The organism is Ancylobacter koreensis, assembly GCF_023016525.1.
In the GTDB taxonomy this organism is placed as follows: domain Bacteria; phylum Pseudomonadota; class Alphaproteobacteria; order Rhizobiales; family Xanthobacteraceae; genus Ancylobacter; species Ancylobacter koreensis.
Genome location: NZ_JALKCG010000001.1, coordinates 955,562 through 970,805, shown reverse-complemented (window position 1 = coordinate 970,805; position 15,244 = coordinate 955,562). Strand labels below are relative to the sequence as shown.

At 70.4% G+C, this 15,244-nt stretch carries 14 protein-coding genes and 1 riboswitch; of the genes, 8 read left to right on the top strand and 6 right to left on the bottom strand.

Annotated elements, in window-relative coordinates; translation table 11 throughout:
* Positions 1-66: 66 nt before the first annotated feature.
* Positions 67-492 carry a hypothetical protein gene (locus MWN33_RS04420; RefSeq protein ID WP_247199117.1) on the top strand — a complete coding sequence of 142 codons (426 nt, stop codon included), beginning with the start codon at positions 67-69 and terminating at the stop codon, positions 490-492.
* A gap of 182 nt (positions 493-674) precedes the next feature.
* Entirely contained in the window at positions 675-2,915 is a 2,241-nt protein-coding gene (locus tag MWN33_RS04415; protein WP_247199115.1) for a transglycosylase domain-containing protein, read from the top strand.
* Between the two features lie 182 nt (positions 2,916-3,097).
* Here MWN33_RS04415 and MWN33_RS04410 read toward each other — a convergent pair whose 3' ends face one another.
* Together MWN33_RS04410 and MWN33_RS04405 are read right to left on the bottom strand one after the other, a co-directional pair.
* Positions 3,098-3,862 carry a M48 family metallopeptidase gene (locus MWN33_RS04410; protein ID WP_247199113.1) on the bottom strand — a complete coding sequence of 255 codons (765 nt, stop codon included), beginning with the start codon at positions 3,860-3,862 and terminating at the stop codon, positions 3,098-3,100.
* Between the two features lie 94 nt (positions 3,863-3,956).
* A complete protein-coding gene (locus MWN33_RS04405; protein WP_247199111.1) occupies positions 3,957-4,457 on the bottom strand; it encodes a GcrA family cell cycle regulator in 501 nt (166 codons plus the stop codon).
* Positions 4,458-4,941: 484 nt separating this feature from the next.
* Here MWN33_RS04405 and MWN33_RS04400 point away from each other — a divergent pair, with 484 nt between their 5' ends.
* From MWN33_RS04400 to MWN33_RS04380, 5 genes are all read left to right on the top strand, one after another.
* Positions 4,942-5,259, top strand: a complete 318-nt coding sequence (locus tag MWN33_RS04400) for a GCG_CRPN prefix-to-repeats domain-containing protein (RefSeq protein ID WP_281493640.1) — start codon at positions 4,942-4,944, stop codon at positions 5,257-5,259.
* 25 nt (positions 5,260-5,284) lie between these two features.
* Positions 5,285-5,821 carry a Spy/CpxP family protein refolding chaperone gene (locus MWN33_RS04395; RefSeq protein ID WP_247199108.1) on the top strand — a complete coding sequence of 179 codons (537 nt, stop codon included), beginning with the start codon at positions 5,285-5,287 and terminating at the stop codon, positions 5,819-5,821.
* A gap of 194 nt (positions 5,822-6,015) precedes the next feature.
* Positions 6,016-7,224, top strand: coding sequence for an aspartate aminotransferase family protein (locus tag MWN33_RS04390; RefSeq protein ID WP_247199106.1), 1,209 nt, complete (start codon positions 6,016-6,018; stop codon positions 7,222-7,224).
* Positions 7,221-8,135, top strand: a complete 915-nt coding sequence (argF, locus tag MWN33_RS04385) for an ornithine carbamoyltransferase (protein WP_247199104.1) — start codon at positions 7,221-7,223, stop codon at positions 8,133-8,135. The genes MWN33_RS04390 and argF overlap by 4 nt, the downstream gene beginning before the upstream one ends.
* Before the next feature lie 101 nt (positions 8,136-8,236).
* A complete protein-coding gene (locus MWN33_RS04380) occupies positions 8,237-9,265 on the top strand; it encodes an Hsp33 family molecular chaperone (RefSeq protein WP_247199102.1) in 1,029 nt (342 codons plus the stop codon).
* Positions 9,266-9,329: 64 nt separating this feature from the next.
* Here MWN33_RS04380 and argE read toward each other — a convergent pair whose 3' ends face one another.
* The 4 genes from argE to MWN33_RS04360 form a co-directional block, all read right to left on the bottom strand.
* On the bottom strand, positions 9,330-10,493 hold the full coding sequence (argE, locus tag MWN33_RS04375; RefSeq protein WP_247199100.1) for an acetylornithine deacetylase: 1,164 nt from the start codon (positions 10,491-10,493) through the stop codon (positions 9,330-9,332).
* Positions 10,494-10,547: 54 nt separating this feature from the next.
* The gene (locus MWN33_RS04370) at positions 10,548-11,999 is read right to left on the bottom strand and encodes a TrkH family potassium uptake protein (RefSeq protein WP_247199098.1); all 1,452 of its coding nucleotides are present in this window, start codon (positions 11,997-11,999) and stop codon (positions 10,548-10,550) included.
* Positions 12,000-12,136: 137 nt separating this feature from the next.
* Complete coding sequence (gene apaG, locus MWN33_RS04365; protein ID WP_247199096.1) at positions 12,137-12,529, bottom strand: Co2+/Mg2+ efflux protein ApaG; 393 nt, start codon at positions 12,527-12,529, stop codon at positions 12,137-12,139.
* A gap of 155 nt (positions 12,530-12,684) precedes the next feature.
* Positions 12,685-13,893 (bottom strand): O-succinylhomoserine sulfhydrylase, encoded by a 1,209-nt coding sequence (locus tag MWN33_RS04360; RefSeq protein ID WP_247199094.1) that lies wholly within the window; start codon positions 13,891-13,893, stop codon positions 12,685-12,687.
* Between the two features lie 44 nt (positions 13,894-13,937).
* Positions 13,938-14,018, bottom strand: a riboswitch (SAM riboswitch).
* A 104-nt stretch (positions 14,019-14,122) separates the two neighbouring features.
* On the opposite strand from MWN33_RS04360, the gene MWN33_RS04355 reads away from it, so the two are divergent.
* Positions 14,123-15,241 carry a 2'-deoxycytidine 5'-triphosphate deaminase gene (locus MWN33_RS04355; RefSeq protein ID WP_247199092.1) on the top strand — a complete coding sequence of 373 codons (1,119 nt, stop codon included), beginning with the start codon at positions 14,123-14,125 and terminating at the stop codon, positions 15,239-15,241.
* The last annotated feature ends 3 nt before the right edge of the window (positions 15,242-15,244 follow it).

Sequence of the window (15,244 nt, the reverse complement as noted above, 5' to 3'; positions counted from 1 at the left end):
TAAGGGAACGCAGCGCGCGTTCGGGCCGTTCTCCCTGAGCCGACCCATCGGCCAGGAGGAAATGTCATGAAGAAAAGTGCCCTCATCCTCGGTGCCGCGCTGTCGCTCGTCAGCGCCAGCGCCTTCGCCGGCCCCTGCACGGACCGCATCGCCACGCTGGAGAAAACCCTCTCCACCAGCGATGCCGGTTCTGGCCCGACCAATTCGACCGCCGCCCGCACCACCGCGCCCGATGCCGGCGTGCCGAAGGCCGGCGAGACGCCCGGCACCGGCGGCACCGCCGGCATGAACGCCACGGTCGGCGACAAGGCGACCTCGCCCGCCGACGTGCGCGCGCAAACCTCGGGCGGCGCCACCGCCGCGCAGGGTGGCGCCTCGTCCGCCATGCAGGTCAGCGCCGCCATGAGCCGGGCCAAGGCCGCCGACACCTCCGGCGATGCCGCCGCCTGCTCGAAGGCGCTCGACGAGGCCGAGCAGCTCATGAAGGGCTGACCGACGGGGCCGGGGGCGTCCGCGCGGCGCCTCCGGCCCCCGGCCGCGCCGGCTGTCGCCCACGCTGGTGAACACGGCGCCCCCGCCCCAATCTCTCCCCTTAACGCCCCCTTAAAAGCCCTGATTTAGGGTTCGTTTACCGGCGGTTAGAGGGTGCGCACGCGCCCGGGTCTGGGGACGGGATGTTCGGACGGCGAGGCAGGGGGGAGCGGCGCGAGCCGGTGCTTGAGGCACCCGGCAGCTTCGTCGACCTGCGCCTCGGCCCCGACGACCGCCCCGCCTATGCGCCCGCCCCGCTGGCGCGCGAGCGCGCCGCCACCCGCAGCGCCGCCAACGCCCCGCCCCGCCGTCGCCGCAACGACGCATGGGATGAGGCCGAGGATGCCGATTATGAGGACGAGCCGCGCCAGAGCCGGCGCGAACGCGCGCGCCCTAAGGGTCGCCGGTCCGACGAGGACCGCAACGGCCGCAACGGCCGCCGGCGTGGAATGGCCCGGCGCGGCGGCTTCGGCCGGCTGGTCTACTGGGCCTTCGTGCTCGGCCTGTGGGGCGTCATCGGCCTTGCCGGGCTGATCTTCTATGAGGCGAGCCAGCTTCCCCCGATCCAGAACCTCGCCATTCCCGAGCGCCCGCCCACCGTCGTCATCCAGGGCGCGGACGGCAAGGCGATCGCTACGCGCGGCGAGATGGGCGGCACCAACGTGCCGCTGCGCGCGCTGCCGCCCTATCTGCCGCAGGCTTTTGTGGCCATCGAGGACCGGCGCTTCTACTCGCATTTCGGCCTCGACCCGCTCGGCCTCGCCCGCGCGGTCTTCGTCAACCTGACGCGCGGCCGGCTGCGCGAGGGCGGCTCGACGCTCACCCAGCAGCTCGCCAAGAACTTGTTCCTCACGCAGGAACGTACGCTCTCGCGCAAGGTGCAGGAGCTCATCCTCTCGCTCTGGCTGGAAGCCAAGTACAGCAAGAACGAGATCCTCGAACTCTACATGAACCGCGTCTATTTCGGCGCCGGCGCCTATGGCGTCGAGGCGGCGGCGCAGCGTTATTTCGGCAAGTCGGCCCGGCAGGTCACGCTGTCGGAAGCCGCCATGCTGGCCGGCCTCGTCAAATCGCCCTCCGCGCTCGCGCCGACCCGCAATCTGGAGGGCGCGCAGGCCCGCGCCGAGGTGGTGCTGGCGGCGATGCTGGATGCCGGCTTCATCACGCCGGAGATGCGCCAGACCGCGCTGGCCCGCCCGGCGACGGTGGCGAAGGCGCAGGGCGCGGATTCCTACGGCTATGTCGCCGACTGGGTGATGGAACAGCTCAAGACCCTCGTCGGCCCGGTCACGCAGGATCTGGTCGTCCAGACCACCGTCGACCCTGCCCTGCAGGCCGCCGCCGACAAGGCGCTGAAGGACGCGCTGGCGAAGTCGGGCAAGAAGCTCGGCGTCGAGCAGGGCGCCGTCGTGCTGATGGACCCGATGGGCGGCGTCCACGCACTGGTCGGCGGGCGCTCCTATGAGGAGAGCCAGTACAACCGCGCCGTCACCGCGCGGCGCCAGCCCGGCTCCTCCTTCAAGCCCTTCGTCTACCTCACCGCCATGGAGCGCGGCCTCACCCCGGAGACCATTCGCGACGACGCGCCGATCCAGATCAAGGGCTGGAAGCCGGAGAACTTCTCGCGGGAATATCGCGGCGCGGTGGACCTGAAGACCGCGCTCGCCCTCTCGCTCAACACGGTGGCGGTGCGCCTCGCGCTGGAGGTCGGCCCGGACGAGGTGGTGAAGACGGCGCACCGGCTCGGCATCACCTCCAAGCTGGAGCCCAACGCCTCCATCGCGCTCGGCACCTCCGAGGTCTCGGTGCTGGAAATGGCGGACGCCTATGCGCCCTTCGCCAATGGCGGCGTCGGCGTCACCCCCCACGTCATCGAGCGGGTGCGCGACAAGGACGGCAAGGTGCTCTACGCCTATGCCGAGCCCGGCCGCGGCATGGTGATGGCGCCGCCGCACGTCGCCATGATCAACCGCATGCTGCGCGAGACGCTGCTCACCGGCACGGCGCGCCGCGCCGACCTGCCGGGCTGGCCCGCGGCGGGCAAGACGGGCACCAGCCAGGATTACCGCGACGCCTGGTTCATCGGCTATACCGGCCGCTACGTCGCCGGCGTGTGGCTGGGTAATGACGATTCATCGCCCACCAAGAAGGCCGGTGGCTCCGGCCTGCCGGTCGAGATCTGGAGCCAGTTGATGAAGGCGGCGCACAAGGACCAGCCGGTCATCGCGCTGCCCGGCGCCGGCTTCGACGCGGCCCCGCCCGGCCAGCTTCCGCCCGCCGACGTACCGGAGGACCCGGTGGTCACCGGCGGCCCGCAGCGCGCCCCCGCCCCGCGCCCCGGTCTCGACAACTGGCTGCTCGACAAGCTGTTCGGTCGGGGGTGAGTGCTCGGCCTTCATCGTCATCCCGGATCGGCCGCAGGTCGATCCGGGATGACGGTAAACTGAAAGAACCCCGTCATCCCCGGGCTTGACCCGGGGATCCACGAATTGCCGAGCAACCAATTGAAGACGTGGAGGCCGGGCCAAGCCCGGCCATGACGGTGTACCGGGTCTTCCCGCCCGCCCTATTCCGCGCCGTAGCGGTGCAGGCTGGCGCCGTGCTTCTTCAGCCACAGCTCGGCCGCCGCGCGTTCGGGGAAAAGCCCGTCCACCGTCGCCCAGAAGCGCGGGCCGTGGTTCATCTCGCGCCGGTGCGCCACCTCATGGGCGGCGAGATAGTCGAGCACCGAAGGCGGGGCGAGGATCAGACGCCAGGAGAAGGACAGCGCCCCGCCCGACGAGCAGGAGCCCCAGCGGCTCGCCGTGTCGCGCAGGGTGACGCGGGCGATGGAGACGCCGAGCGCGCCGGCATGGCGCTGCGCCGCCTCGACGAGATCGCGGCGCGCCTCGCGGCGCAGATAGTCGCCGAGCCGCCGCCCCACATGCGCCGCCTCGCCGGCGACATAGAGCGCCGCTTCCCCCTCCTCGGTCCCGGTCCACACCGTGCCGCGCGCGCCGGGGCGGTGGACCACGCGGTGCGGCGCGCCGCGCAGCGGGATCAGCGCGCCGGGCGCGAAGGCGACGATCTCGGGCAGGCGGGCGAGCCGGGTCTCCACCCAGCCGGCATGGCGTTGGGCGAAGTCATAGGCCTCGCGCAGCGTGCCGCGGGCGGGAATGGTGAGAACGACGTCGCGGGTCGGCGCGCGCACCCGCAACGTATAGCGCCGGGCGCGGGCGTTGCGGCGCAGTTGCACCGACACCTCGGCGCCGGCGATGCGCAGCACGAAATGCCCCGGCTCGGCTTCGGCCTGGGTCTGGCGTCGCGAGGGCTGGAAAGCTCGGAACAACATGGAGCGAGCGGGCCGGGAAAGTGGGTCCCAATTATGGCGCCGGACAACCGCCGCCATCAACGCCCCGCCCCGGAAAGGGACGGACGGCCCGCTCTCAGCGCGCCACGCGGCGGCGGTTGCGGTCCTGCACCGGCTGGTAGGCGATGCGCGCGTGATAGGCGCAATAGGGCATGCCGGTCTTGGTGCGGCTGCCACAGTAGAAGAAGTCGGACTTGCCCGGCTCGCCCACCGGCCAGCGGCAGGTGAACTCGGTGAGGTCCAGAATGGTGCAGCGCTCGGCCATCGGAACGACGTTGGCGACCGGATCGGGAAGCTCGACCGGCTCGGGCTCGACCATCGGGCGCATCACCTGGGCGAGCGCCGTGTTGCCGACCACCACCGGGCGGGAACCCGCGCTCGGCACCGGGCGCGGCTTGCGCGGGCGCGGCGTGGTGGAAGCCACCGCCTTGGCCCGGCCGGACAGGCCGAGCCGGTGCACCTTGCCGATCACCGCGTTGCGGGTAACGCCGCCGAGCTCGGCGGCGATCTGGCTGGCCGAGAGCCCATCCGCCCAGAGTTTCTTGAGCAGCTCGACGCGCTCGTCCGTCCAGTTCATCGCTCTGCCTCCTTCGCGCTGCCCACCGGGAAGACGGAATCCCTCATCGCTCCGGCCGGGCACTGCCGACCGGATTGAACGCTGCAAACACCACCAGGGAATTGCCGCCGCACGAGATGTCGTATCTGACTGAACAGAGGCTACAATATGCACAGACTCGCGGCGAGTAGGTTCACGTCCGAAACGATCGTTTTCCCCAGCTAGAGTCCGTGCTGCAACACTGCGCAAGCAAGCTGAGTCGGATCAAGCACTTGCACCCGGCCCCCAATCGCGCGCAACCGGCAAAGAATACCCTTCCTGCTGGAATCGTTCCGATTTTCATCCCGCAACGCTGAATACATTGCCCCTCGTCTCCACGCGGACGAGGATAGGCCGACATCCTTCGCCGCGATGGGAGACGCCCGTGAACGCATACGCGACACCCTCCACCACGCCGCTCGCCGGCCGACGCCGACGCCCGCGCCCGGCCCTTCTCGCCCTCAGCCTGCTTGCCCTCCTCGCCGTGCCGGCCGCCGCCTCCCCGCTCGCCGCCACCGGGCTGGCGACGCAGGCTGCCGAGGCCAGCCGCCCGCTCGTCACCCCGGTCGCCCAGGGCTGCGGGCCCGGCGCCTGGCGCGGCCCGTGGGGCGGTTGCCGCAGCACGCCTTATTACGGGCCGCTGCCCGGCGGCGGCTATGCCGCCCCGCCCGGCGCGCCGGTCTATTACGGCAATGGCTGCCCGCCCGGCTGGTGGCGCGGCCCGTGGGGCCATTGCCGCGACACGCCCTATCATGGCCGCCTGCCCAATGGCGGCTGGCAGTGAGCCCCGGTACGAGCGGAGATCCGACATGACACGCCCCCTCACCCGCCTTGCCGCCCTCGCCCCGGCGGCCCTGTTCGCCACAGGCCTGCTCGGCATTTGCCTGCTGGCCGCACCCGCTTCGGCGCAGGGCGCCTCGCCGGCGAGCGACGAGCCGCCCCCGGCGATGGTCGACCTCTACACGGCGGAGGACGCGCAGGCCGCGCTCGACGCCCGGCTCATCGCGCTGAAGACCGTCATCCGCCTCACCCCGGAGCAGGAGAAGCTCTGGACGCCGCTCGAAGCGGCAATCCGGCAGGCGGCCAAGAACGCCGAAGGCCGCGCGGCCGAGCGCGTCAAGGCCGAGCCGGCGCAGGATTTCCTCGACGTGCTGGAGCGCCTCGCCGATGCGGAGGCCGCGCGCGCGGCCGACCTCAAGACCGTGATCGCCGCCGCCAGGCCGCTGGTCGCCTCGCTCAGCCTTGAGCAGCAGCGCCGCATCCCGGCCTTTCTCGGTATGAGCGACGAGGCCGGCCGGCCGCAGCCGACGCTGGAGCTCTGGATCTTCGAGGCCGAGCAGGAATAGCCGAACGGGAACAGCCGCGCGGGCGGCACGGCCCGGCGGCAATTCGCGCCCGCCGGGCCCTGCAATATTGACCGCAATCCCCTATTCGATAAAATCCACAGCATCGGGTGCCGCCCCCGCAAGGGCGGCACGTTTCGTTTTGGGGCCGGCGTGCGCCTGGCGCAGTGCCGAAAGCTGAGAGAGGGAGGGGCGAGGTGATCACCCCCATCCTGCCGACCTATAATCGCGTCGACCTGGTTTTCGAGCGGGGCGAGGGTGCCTGGCTGTTCACCCGCGACGGGCAGCGATATCTCGACTTCACTGCCGGCATCGCGGTGAACGTGCTCGGCCATGCCCATCCCCATCTCGTGGCGGCGCTGACCGAGCAGGCCGGCAAGCTCTGGCACCTGTCCAACCTGTTCCGCATCGAGGGCGGCGAGCGCCTTGCCGCGCGCCTGGTCGCCGCGACCTTCGCCGACACGATGTTCTTCACCAATTCCGGCGCCGAGGCGCTGGAATGCGCCATCAAGATGGCCCGCAAGTACCATTCCGCGAACGGCGCTCCCGAGCGCTACCGCATCGTGACCTTCGAGGGCGCCTTCCACGGGCGCACGCTGGCGACCATCGCCGCCGGCGGCAACCCGAAGTACCTTGAGGGCTTCGGCCCCGCCATGCCGGGCTTCGACCAGGTGCCGTTCGGCGATCTCGACGCGGTGAAGGCGGCGATCGGCCCGGAGACCGGCGCCATCCTCATCGAGCCCGTGCAGGGCGAGGGCGGCGTGCGCTCGGCGCCGTGGAGCTTCCTGCGCGAGCTTCGCGCGCTGTGCGACGCGCATGGCCTGCTGCTCATCCTCGACGAGGTGCAGTGCGGCGTCGGGCGCACCGGCAAGCTCTTCGCCCATGAATGGGCCGGCATCACGCCGGACATCATGGCGGTGGCCAAGGGCATCGGCGGCGGCTTCCCCGTCGGCGCCTGCCTCGCCACGCAAGAGGCCGCCAAGGGCATGACCGCCGGCACGCATGGCTCCACCTATGGCGGCAACCCGCTCGCCATGAGCGTCGCCAATGGCGTGCTGGACGTGGTGCTGGCCGATGGATTCCTCGATCAGGTGCTCGCCACCTCCACCCGGCTGCGCCAGAAGCTCGCCGAGCTGAAGGACCGCCACCCGGCGGTCATCGCGGAAGTGCGCGGCGAGGGCCTGCTGCTCGGCCTGCGCACCGTGGTGCCGAACACCGAGCTGATCGCCGCCATGCGCGAGGAGCACATGCTCGCCCCCTCGGCGGCCGAGAACGTGGTGCGGCTGCTGCCCCCGCTCACCATCGGCGCGGCCGAGATCGACGCCGCCTTCGACAAGCTCGACGCCGCCTGCGCGCGCATCGAGGAGGGCCTGCGGGCCGCCGCCAGCAAGGGAGCGGCGGCATGAAGCACTTCCTCGACATCGACCTGCTGCCGCCGGACGAACTGCGCGCCGTTCTTGAGCTGTCGAAGGACCTCAAGAGCCGCCGCCGCGAGATCGCGCTGGAGAAGCCCTTCGCCGGCAAGGCGCTGGCCATGGTGTTCGACCAGCCCTCGACGCGCACGCGCATCTCCTTCGACCTCGCCATGCGCCAGCTCGGCGGCGAGACCCTCATGCTGACCGGCGCGGAGATGCAGCTCGGGCGCGGCGAGACCATCGCCGACACCGCCAAGGTGCTCTCGCGCTATGTCGACGCGATCATGATCCGCATCCTCGACCATGCGGCGCTCGAGGAACTGGCCGCGCACGCCACCGTGCCGGTCATCAACGGGCTGACGCGCGATTCCCACCCCTGCCAGATCATGGCCGACGTGCTCACCTTCGAGGAGCACAAGGGTCCGATCGCCGGGCGCACCGTCGCCTGGACGGGTGACGCCAACAATGTGCTGGTCTCCTGGGTGCATGCCGCCCAGCGCTTCGACTTTGCGCTCAACGTCGCGACCCCGCCCGAGCTGGCGCCGCGCCCGGCACTGGTCGACTGGGTGCGCAAGCACGGCGCGAAGGTGCAGTTCGGCCACGATGCCGAGGCGGCGGTCGAGGGCGCGGACTGCGTCGTCACCGACACCTGGGTGTCCATGGGCGACGCCGAGTATGAGCGCCGGCACAATCTGCTGCGCCCCTATCAGGTCAACGGCCCGCTGATGCGCCGCGCCGCGCCGGACGCCATCTTCATGCACTGCCTGCCCGCCCATCGCGGCGAGGAAGTCACCGACGAGGTGATGGACGGCCCGCAGTCCGTGGTGTTCGACGAGGCGGAGAACCGCCTGCACGCGCAGAAGGGCATCCTCGCCTGGTGCCTCGAAAGCGCGGGCGCCTGACGTTCTTCCAAGGCCCGCCGCGCGCGGGCCTTTTCGTTCGAGGGGGCCCTTGTGCGCCCCCCTCGCGCAATCCGACACGCGCTCCTATATGGGCGGGCGACATGACATCACATCCTCACTCCCAGAGCCGCGCGCCCGACGCCCATGCGGTGGACGATCGCGTCACCCCCTTCCACGTCGACGCGCTGGACGCGCGCGGGCGCGTTGTGCGCCTCGGCGCCAGCCTCGACGCGGTCCTGGCCCATCACGACTATCCCGCGCCGGTGAAGCGCCTGCTCGGCGAGGCGGTGGCGCTCACCGTGCTGTTGGGCTCCACGCTGAAGATCGAGGGCCGCTTCATCCTGCAGACCCGCACGGACGGGCCGGTCGACCTGCTGGTGGTGGACTTCGCTGCCCCGCAGGACGTGCGCGCCTATGCCCGCTTCGACGCGGAAAAGCTCGCCGCGCTGCAGGCGTCCCTGCTGGCGGGCGCCGCCTTCGACAGCGGCGCGCTGCTCGGCCACGGCCATCTCGCCATGACCATCGACCAGGGCCTGAGCGTCAACCGCTATCAGGGCGTGGTGGCGCTGGAGGGTGGCGGGCTTGAAGCCGCCGCGCACCAGTATTTCACCCAGTCCGAGCAGATCCCCACGCGCGTGCGCCTCGCGGTGGCCGAGGAGATGCATCCGGGCGGCGCCGCCTCCTCCTGGCGGGCCGGCGGGCTGATGGTACAGTTCCTGCCGTCGGAAGGCGGCCGGGTGCGCCCGGTCGACCTGCATCCGGGCGACGCACCGGAAGGCACCGAGCTGCCGGTGGCGGACGAGGACGATGCGTGGACGGAAACCCAGTCGCTGGTGGGCACGCTGGAGGATGTCGAGCTGGTTGACGCCGATCTCTCCAGCGAGCGGCTGCTGTACCGCCTGTTCCACGAGCGCGGCGTGCGGGTGTTCGACGCCGCTGCGGTGGTCGCCAAATGCTCCTGCTCGCGCGAGCGGGTGATGGGCGTGCTCGCCAACTTCTCGCAGGAGGAGCGGGCCAGCCTCGTCGAGGACGGCCGGATCGGCGTCACCTGCGAATTCTGCGGCCGGACCTATGCGTTCAAGGCCGAGGAGATCGTGGACGCCGGCGCGCCGGATTCCGCCGGCGCCTGAGCGGCGCCTTCACGACGTCATCCCGGACGGCCGCAGGCCGATCCGGGATCGCCCGCCGGAGCAACTACCCCACGCATTCCGCGATCAGGCCGCGCAGGAAGCGCTCGCAGGCCCTTAGCTGGCTAACTTCGATATATTCGTCCGGCTTGTGCGCCTGATCGATGGAGCCGGGCCCGCAGATCACGGTCGGGATGCCCTGCGCCTGGAAATGCCCGCCCTCGGTGGCGTAGGACACCGCGAAGGTGCGGTTCTGGCCGGCGAGGCGCAGCGCCAGCAATTCGGCCTCCGAGCCGGTCTGCGGCGCCAGCGGGGGCACCTTGTAGATGAAATCGGTGACGATCTCGGCCTCCGGCGCGCTCGCCTTGAGCTTCGGCAGCACCACCGCCTGCGCGAAACGGTCGAAGCGCTCCAGCAGCGCGTCCTCGTCGAAGCCGGGCAGGCCGCGCACATTCCAGCGCAGGGCGCATTCGCGCGGCACGATGTTGCCCGCCGTGCCACCCTGGATCACCGTGACCTGCACGGTGGAGCTGGGCGGATCGAAGCGGCCGGAGGGGTCGCCCGCCGCCACCAGCTCGGCGCGGGCGCGGTCGAGTTCGCCGACCAGCTCAGCTGCCGCGAAGATGGCGTTGGCGCCGAGCTGCGGCATGGAGGAATGCGCCTCGCGCCCGCGCACCGTCGTCACATAGGCCATGCCGGATTTGTGCGCGTCCACCACCCGCATCGAGGTCGGCTCGCCGACGATGCAGGCGCGGGGCAAGGGAAGATCGACCCCCAGCTTGCGCACCGCCGGCACCACGCCCATGCAGCCGATCTCCTCGTCATAGGAGACCAGGAGATGGATCGGCGTCGCCAGCCGCGCCGCCTTCATCTCCGGCACCATGGCGAGGCAGGCGGCAATGAAGCCCTTCATGTCGCAGGAGCCGCGCCCGTAGAGCCGGTCGTCCCTCGGCGTCAGGGTGAAGGGCTCGCTGGTCCAGGGCTGGCCGTCCACCGGCACCACATCGGAATGGCCGGACAGGCACACCCCGCCCACACCGGCCGGGCCGAGGGTGGCGAACAGGCTCGCCTTCTCGCCGGTCTCGTTCGGCACGAGCGTGCTCTCAATGCCGAAGGCAGCGAGATAGTCGCGCACGAAGCCGATAAGTTCGAGGTTCGAATTCCGGCTGGTGGTGTCGAAGGCGACCAGATAGGCGAGCAGTTCCTCGGTCGTCGTCGGTCCGGCCAGCATGGAAAATCCTCTTCGCGTCGTCGCGTCAGCATAAGGGGGAATAGCGGGCGGCGGCTAGCGCCGCCAGAAGCTCGGCAGGAAAAGCACGAGCACGGTGAACAGCTCCAGCCGCCCCACCAGCATGCCGAAGGAGAGCAGCCAGATCACGTGGTCGGGCAGCGCGGCGAAGTTCTGCGCCGGGCCGATCACCGTGCCGAGGCCCGGCCCGACATTCGCCACCGCCGTGATCGAGGCGGAGAAGGCGGTGATCATGTCGAATCCGAGCCCGTTGATGACGATGCCGATCACCATGAAGCTGGCGAGGTAGAGGAAGGCGAAGGACAGCACCGAGGCGACCACGTCGTCGCCGATCGGCTTGCCGCCATAGAGCACCGGGAACACGCCGTTGGGGTAGATCACCCGCTTGAGGTGCTGCACCAGCGCCGAGCCGAGAATGGCGATGCGGAAGCTCTTCATGCCGCCGGCGGTCGAGCCCGTGCAGGCGCCGAGGAACAGCAGGATGAAGTAGAGCGCGTCGGTCGGCGGGCCCCAATTGGTGAAGTCGGCCGCCACGAAGCCGGTGGTCGACATGATCGAGACGACGTTGAACAGCGCCTGCCGCAGCGCCGTCTCGCCCTGCGCGATGCCGCCCAGCACCTGCTGCAGCGTCGAGATCAGGGTGAACAGGCCGACCAGCGTCAGGAACAGCCGCACCTCGGCGTTGGCGAAGAGCCGGCTGAAATCGCCGGCCAGCACCCGCACATAGAGCACGAAGGGCAGCGAGCCCGCGAGCATGAAGAACACCGCGGCATATTCGATGGCCGGGCTGTTGAAATAGCCGATCGAGGCGTCATGCGTGGCGAAGCCGCCGGTCGAGATGGTCGCCATGGCATAGGCCACCGCGTCGAACACGCTCATGCCGAGCGCGGCATAGGCCACGGCGCAGGCGAGCGAGAGGATGAGGTAGGTGCCGAGGATGCCCTTCGCCATCTGCGCAGCGCGCGGCAGCATCTTCTCCGACTTGTCGGAGGATTCGGCGCGGAAGAGCTGCATGCCGCCGATCCGCATCATCGGCAGCAGCGCGATCGCCAGCACGATGATGCCGATGCCGCCATACCAGTGCAGGAAGGCGCGCCAGATCAGTACGCCGGGCGGGCGGTGGTCGAGATCGGTGATGACGGTGGCGCCGGTGGTGGTGAGCCCGCTCATCGCCTCGAAATAGGCGTCGACGAAGGGCAGGTCGGTCTGCGCCCACATGAAGGGGATCGCCGCGAAGGCGGAAAGCATCACCCAGCTCGCCGTGGTCAGCACGAAGGCCTGCCGCAGGTCGAGCCGCTGCACCTCGCCCGAACGGCCCGCCAGCCACAGCGACAGGCCGACGAAGCAGGTGATGACGGCGGCGGCGGCATAGACGACGAAGTCGGGCTGGCCGGCCACGAGGTCCACCAGCGCCGGAATCATCATGGTCGTGCCGAGAATGGCGAGCAGAACGCCGATGATGGCGGCGATCGGGCGCAGGTCGATCACGGGATGAGGCAACCGTTCAGCACGGCGGGACGCTCGGCGGCAGGAGGAGGACGCGCGGAAGATGGAGGCCCGGCGGGGCAAATCACCATAGCCGCTTCGCCGGAGCGCCGAAAGCGGGCGCCGGCCCTGTCCGGTGGCTAGTTCAGCGTGCGCGCCTCGCCCGGCACGTCGAGCGAGAAGGCCGGCACCTCGGCGTCGAAGGTCTCGCCCCGGTCGGTCGAGAGGCTGTAGCTGCCTTCCATGATGCCGGTGGAGGTCGGCAGCGGCACGCCGCTGGTGTATTCGAAATGCGCGCCCGGCGGCAGCACGGGCTGCTCGCCCACCACGCCGGCGCCGCGCACCTCCTGCACCCGGCCCAGCGCGTCGGTGATGATCCAGTGCCGCGACCTGAGCTGCACCGTGTCGGCGCCGAGATTCACGATCTCGATCGTATAGGCCCAGAAATACTGGCTGGCGTCCGGGTCCGAGCGCTCCGGCGCGAAGCGCGGCGTCACCGTCACCTGTACGCCTCTCGTGGTGGCCCGATACATCGCCTGCCTCCCGGCGCCCCGCGCATCGGCCCCGTCATGTCCAATGAAGGGCGTTTGCCGCGCGAGATCAAGGCGGTAGCGCTTCACGAGGACGTTGGCGCCGCCGCTTTTCCCCTGTTTTGACGGTATCGGGAGGCCAGCAGCGGCGCGTCCGCTCACACCGCCTTCAGCGCGCGGGTCACGTCGTCGGTCAGGTCGTCGACATGCTCCAGACCGACCGAGAGCCGCACCATGCCGTCGGAAATGCCCATTTCGGCGCGCGCCTCCGGGGTGAAGCGCTGGTGTGTCGTGGTCGCGGGATGGGTGATCAGGCTCTTGGCATCGCCCAGATTGTTGGAGATGCGCACCACCTTGAGTTCGTTGAGGAAACGGAAGGCGCCGGCCTTGCCGCCCGCGATCTCGAAGGTGACGAGCGTGCCGCCGCCGCGCATCTGGCGCTTGGCGAGCTCATACTGGGGATGGTCGGCGCGATACGGGTAGATCACCTTGCCGATGCCCGGCAGGCCGGCAAAGCGGTCCGCCAGCGCCGCCGCGCTCGCCTGCGAGCGCTCGACGCGCAGCGGCAGCGTCTCCAGCCCCTTGAGCATCACCCAGGCGTTGAAGGGCGAGACCGAGGGCCCGGTCTGGCGCAGGAACACCTGCAGATGATCGGCGAGGAACTTCTCCGAGCACAGGATGACGCCGGCGAGGCAGCGGCCCTGCCCGTCAATATGCTTGGTGGCGGAATAGACGACGATGTCGGCGCCCAGCGCCAGCGGGCTCTGCAGCATCGGCGTGGCGAACACGTTGTCGACCACGAGCAGCGCGCCCGCCGCCTTCGCCACCTGCGCCACCGCCGCAATGTCGATCAGCTCCAGCGTCGGGTTGGTCGGGCTCTCCAGGAAGAACACCTTGGTCTGCGGCCGCACCGCCGCCTGCCACGCCGCGATGTCGGTGCCGTCGACCAGCGTCGCGGCGATGCCGAAGCGCGGCAGCAGTTCCTCGATCACATAGCGGCAGGAGCCGAACAGCGCGCGCGCCGCCACCACGTGGTCGCCGGTCTTGAGCTGGCACAGCAGCGCCGCCGTCACCGCCGCCATGCCCGAGGCGGTGGCGCGGGCGACCTCCGCGCCTTCCAGCAGCGCGAGCCGCGTCTCGAACATCGACGCCGTGGGGTTCGAGTAACGCGTGTAGATGAAGCCGGGATCCTCGCCCTTGAAGCGGGCCTCGGCCTGCTCGGCGGTGTCGTAGACATAGCCCTGGGTGAGGAACAGCGCCTCGGAGGTCTCGCCGAAGGGCGAGCGCAGAATGCCGCCCTGCACGAGCCGGGTGTCGGGGCGCAGCTGGGCGATCTCGGCGGGGGTGAGCTTGTCGTTCTGGGACATTCGCGGCTCCGGTCTCTCGCGCATAACCGGGGTCGCTCGCGCAATGCTGCGCGGCCCCGGCCTGTTTAGCAACCTTGTTTAGCGTGGCGGCAAGCCGGCCGGCTCAAATGACCACGTTCCCGGCGGGATTACTCCCGCACCCGGCTTGGCGTCAAGGGGCGCGTCCGTTAAACCGAACGGAGCTGCGGCCCCGGCCGGAGCCTTCCTTTTCGGCAGCGGAGCGACGGGCGTGGCGGATTCGGGTCTGAAGGGCGAGGGCATCCTGCCGGGCCATGCCATCGAGGCGCTGGCGGGGGCCGGCGCCATCGCCGCCGCGCGACCCTTCGATGCCGACCAGGTGCAGCCGGCCAGCCTCGATCTCCGGCTCGGACCGACGGCGTGGCGCATCCGCGCCAGCTTCCTGCCCGGCCCCGGCGAGAGCGTCGCCGACCGCCTGGAGCGCCTTGCCCTGCACACGCTCGACCTCACCTCCGGCGAGGTACTGGAGACCGGCTGCGTCTATCTCGTCGAGCTGGAGGAGGCGCTGGCGCTGCCGGGCGACATCGCCGCCTCGGCCAATCCGAAGAGCTCCACCGGCCGTCTCGACGTGTTCACGCGCGTCATCGCCGACCGCTCGCGCGCCTTCGACGTGGTGCCCGCCGGCTATCGCGGCAAGCTCTATCTGGAGATCAGCCCGCGCACCTTCCCTATCCTGGCCCGGCGCGGCTCGCGCCTGTCGCAGATCCGCTTCCGGCGCGGCGATGCGCGGCTCGACGAGGCGGGGCTGCGCGCGCTCAACCTTGCCGAGAAGCTGGTCGACGCACCGACGCCGGACACGGCGGGCGGCGGCATCGCGGTGAGCGTGGACCTGTCGGGCGCCGGCTTCGGCGGCCTGCTCGGCTTTCGCGCCAAGCACCATACCGGGCTGATCGACGTCGACCGCCGCGCCGCCTGCGATGTCGAGGACTATTGGGAGCCGCTGTTCACCCGCGGCCGGCGCGAGCTGGTGCTGGACCCGGACGCCTTCTACATCCTCGCCTCAAAGGAGGCCGTCCACGTGCCCCCCGGCTTCGCCGCCGAGATGGTGCCATTCGACCCGCTGGTCGGCGAGTTCCGCGTGCATTATGCCGGCTTCTTCGACCCCGGCTTCGGCCATGACGCGGCCGGCGGATCGGGTGCGCGCGCCGTGCTGGAGGTGCGCTCGCGCGAGGTACCGTTCATTCTGGAAGACGGCCAGATCGTCGGCCGCCTCGTCTATGAGCGCATGCAGGAGCGCCCGCGCACGCTCTATGGCGAGGGCCTCGGCTCGAACTACCAGGCGCAGGGGCTCAAGCTCTCGAAGCATTTCCGGCCCTGGACGCGGGACTGAGGC

Excerpts from the sequence above, each read along its gene's own strand:
- MWN33_RS04420 (WP_247199117.1), top strand. The coding sequence starts at position 67 with ATGAAGAAAAGTGCCCTCATCCTCGGTGCCGCGCTGTCGCTCGTCAGC.
- MWN33_RS04415 (WP_247199115.1), top strand. The coding sequence starts at position 675 with ATGTTCGGACGGCGAGGCAGGGGGGAGCGGCGCGAGCCGGTGCTTGAG.
- MWN33_RS04410 (WP_247199113.1), bottom strand. The coding sequence starts at position 3,862 with ATGTTGTTCCGAGCTTTCCAGCCCTCGCGACGCCAGACCCAGGCCGAA.
- MWN33_RS04405 (WP_247199111.1), bottom strand. The coding sequence starts at position 4,457 with ATGAACTGGACGGACGAGCGCGTCGAGCTGCTCAAGAAACTCTGGGCG.
- MWN33_RS04395 (WP_247199108.1), top strand. The coding sequence starts at position 5,285 with ATGACACGCCCCCTCACCCGCCTTGCCGCCCTCGCCCCGGCGGCCCTG.
- argF (WP_247199104.1), top strand. The coding sequence starts at position 7,221 with ATGAAGCACTTCCTCGACATCGACCTGCTGCCGCCGGACGAACTGCGC.
- MWN33_RS04380 (WP_247199102.1), top strand. The coding sequence starts at position 8,237 with ATGACATCACATCCTCACTCCCAGAGCCGCGCGCCCGACGCCCATGCG.
- argE (WP_247199100.1), bottom strand. The coding sequence starts at position 10,493 with ATGCTGGCCGGACCGACGACGACCGAGGAACTGCTCGCCTATCTGGTC.
- apaG (WP_247199096.1), bottom strand. The coding sequence starts at position 12,529 with ATGTATCGGGCCACCACGAGAGGCGTACAGGTGACGGTGACGCCGCGC.
- MWN33_RS04360 (WP_247199094.1), bottom strand. The coding sequence starts at position 13,893 with ATGTCCCAGAACGACAAGCTCACCCCCGCCGAGATCGCCCAGCTGCGC.